At 54.4% G+C, this 3,136-nt stretch carries 1 rRNA gene; it reads right to left on the minus strand.

The features are described from left to right. Positions 1-161: 161 nt before the first annotated feature. Positions 162-3,067 (minus strand): 23S ribosomal RNA (locus AB6T85_RS23670). Positions 3,068-3,136: the final 69 nt, after the last annotated feature.

Below are 3,136 nucleotides of genomic sequence, written 5' to 3' on the forward strand. Positions count from 1 at the left end.
TTCACTTCTGAGTTCGGCATGGGGTCAGGTGGGACCACCGCGCTAAAGCCGCCAGGCAAATTCTGTTTCCCCCGCCGCCCTGAGGCCGCGCGGGTTTATCCGTGAACAGGCTGAAAATGTTGCGTCTCTCATAACGCTTACCAGAACGCTTCTGGCGTTGTAAGGTTAAGCCTCACGGGTCATTAGTACCGGTTAGCTCAACGCATCGCTGCGCTTACACACCCGGCCTATCAACGTCGTCGTCTTCAACGTCCCTTCAGGTGGCTTAAAGCCACAGGGAGAACTCATCTCGAGGCAAGTTTCGCGCTTAGATGCTTTCAGCGCTTATCTTTTCCGCACTTAGCTACCGGGCAGTGCCATTGGCATGACAACCCGAACACCAGCGGTGCGTTCACTCCGGTCCTCTCGTACTAGGAGCAACCCCTCTCAATTCTCCAGCGCCCACGGCAGATAGGGACCGAACTGTCTCACGACGTTCTAAACCCAGCTCGCGTACCACTTTAAACGGCGAACAGCCGTACCCTTGGGACCTACTTCAGCCCCAGGATGTGATGAGCCGACATCGAGGTGCCAAACACCGCCGTCGATATGAACTCTTGGGCGGTATCAGCCTGTTATCCCCGGAGTACCTTTTATCCGTTGAGCGATGGCCCTTCCATACAGAACCACCGGATCACTATGACCTGCTTTCGCACCTGCTCGAGCCGTCACTCTCGCAGTCAAGCCAGCTTATGCCATTGCACTAACCTCACGATGTCCGACCGTGATTAGCTGACCTTCGTGCTCCTCCGTTACTCTTTGGGAGGAGACCGCCCCAGTCAAACTACCCACCAGACACTGTCCGCACCCCGGATCACGGGGCCACGTTAGAACACCAGCCATTAAAGGGTGGTATTTCAAGGACGGCTCCACGCGGACTGGCGTCCACGCTTCGAAGCCTCCCACCTATCCTGCACATCAAGGACCAGTGTTCAGTGTCAAGCTGTAGTAAAGGTTCACGGGGTCTTTCCGTCTTGCCGCGGGTACACTGCATCTTCACAGCGATTTCAATTTCACTGAGTCTCGGGTGGAGACAGCCTGGCCATCATTACGCCATTCGTGCAGGTCGGAACTTACCCGACAAGGAATTTCGCTACCTTAGGACCGTTATAGTTACGGCCGCCGTTTACCGGGGCTTCGATCAAGAGCTTCTCCTTGCGGATAACCCCATCAATTAACCTTCCGGCACCGGGCAGGCGTCACACCGTATACGTCCACTTTCGTGTTTGCACAGTGCTGTGTTTTTAATAAACAGTTGCAGCCAGCTGGTATCTTCGACTGGCCTCGGCTCGGGGAGCAAGTCCCTCCACCTACGCGCCAGCGTGCCTTCTCCCGAAGTTACGGCACCATTTTGCCTAGTTCCTTCACCCGAGTTCTCTCAAGCGCCTTGGTATTCTCTACCTGACCACCTGTGTCGGTTTGGGGTACGATTCCGTGTTACCTGGAGCTTAGAGGCTTTTCCTGGAAGCAGGGCATCTGTTGCTTCAGCACCGTAGTGCCTCGTCATCACGCCTCAGCCTTGAAGTGTTCCGGATTTGCCTGGAACACAAGCCTACACGCTTAAACCGGGACAACCGTCGCCCGGCCAACATAGCCTTCTCCGTCCCCCCTTCGCAGTAACACCGAGTACAGGAATATTAACCTGTTTCCCATCGACTACGCCTTTCGGCCTCGCCTTAGGGGTCGACTCACCCTGCCCCGATTAACGTTGGACAGGAACCCTTGGTCTTCCGGCGAGCGGGCTTTTCACCCGCTTTATCGTTACTTATGTCAGCATTCGCACTTCTGATACCTCCAGCAGACCTCACAGTCCACCTTCGACGGCTTACAGAACGCTCCCCTACCCAACAACACATAGTGTCGCTGCCGCAGCTTCGGTGCATGGTTTAGCCCCGTTACATCTTCCGCGCAGGCCGACTCGACCAGTGAGCTATTACGCTTTCTTTAAATGATGGCTGCTTCTAAGCCAACATCCTGGCTGTCTGTGCCTTCCCACATCGTTTCCCACTTAACCATGACTTTGGGACCTTAGCTGGCGGTCTGGGTTGTTTCCCTCTTCACGACGGACGTTAGCACCCGCCGTGTGTCTCCCGTGATAACATTCTTCGGTATTCGCAGTTTGCATCGGGTTGGTAAGCCGGGATGGCCCCCTAGCCGAAACAGTGCTCTACCCCCGAAGATGAGTTCACGAGGCGCTACCTAAATAGCTTTCGGGGAGAACCAGCTATCTCCCGGTTTGATTGGCCTTTCACCCCCAGCCACAGGTCATCCGCTAATTTTTCAACATTAGTCGGTTCGGTCCTCCAGTTAGTGTTACCCAACCTTCAACCTGCCCATGGCTAGATCACCGGGTTTCGGGTCTATACCCTGCAACTTAACGCCCAGTTAAGACTCGGTTTCCCTGCGGCTCCCCTATACGGTTAACCTTGCTACAGAATATAAGTCGCTGACCCATTATACAAAAGGTACGCAGTCACCCCCATTAAGAAGGCTCCCACTGCTTGTACGTACACGGTTTCAGGTTCTGTTTCACTCCCCTCGCCGGGGTTCTTTTCGCCTTTCCCTCACGGTACTGGTTCACTATCGGTCAGTCAGGAGTATTTAGCCTTGGAGGATGGTCCCCCCATCTTCAGACAGGATATCACGTGTCCCGCCCTACTCTTCGAACCCACAATAAGCATGCCTTTGTGTACGGGAGTATCACCCTGTACCCTGCGACTTTCCAGACGCTTCCACTGACACACAAACTGATGATGGTTCCGGGCTGTTCCCCGTTCGCTCGCCGCTACTGGGGGAATCTCGGTTGATTTCTTTTCCTCTGGGTACTTAGATGTTTCAGTTCCCCAGGTTCGCCTTGCAGCACTATGTATTCATGCTGCAATGATGCACAAGTGCACCGGGTTTCCCCATTCGGGTATCGTCGGTTGTTGCGGTTCATATCACCTTACCGACGCTTATCGCAGATTAGCACGCCCTTCATCGCCTCTGACTGCCAGGGCATCCACCGTGTACGCTTAGTCACTTAACCTCACAACCCACAAGCGTCCCGAAAGACGATTGTCAGCTGCAAGCATTTGAGAGACTCGAACATATCGTT

Origin of the sequence: Erwinia aeris (assembly GCF_041224955.1) — a bacterium.
GTDB classification, from domain to species: Bacteria; Pseudomonadota; Gammaproteobacteria; order Enterobacterales; family Enterobacteriaceae; genus Erwinia; species Erwinia aeris.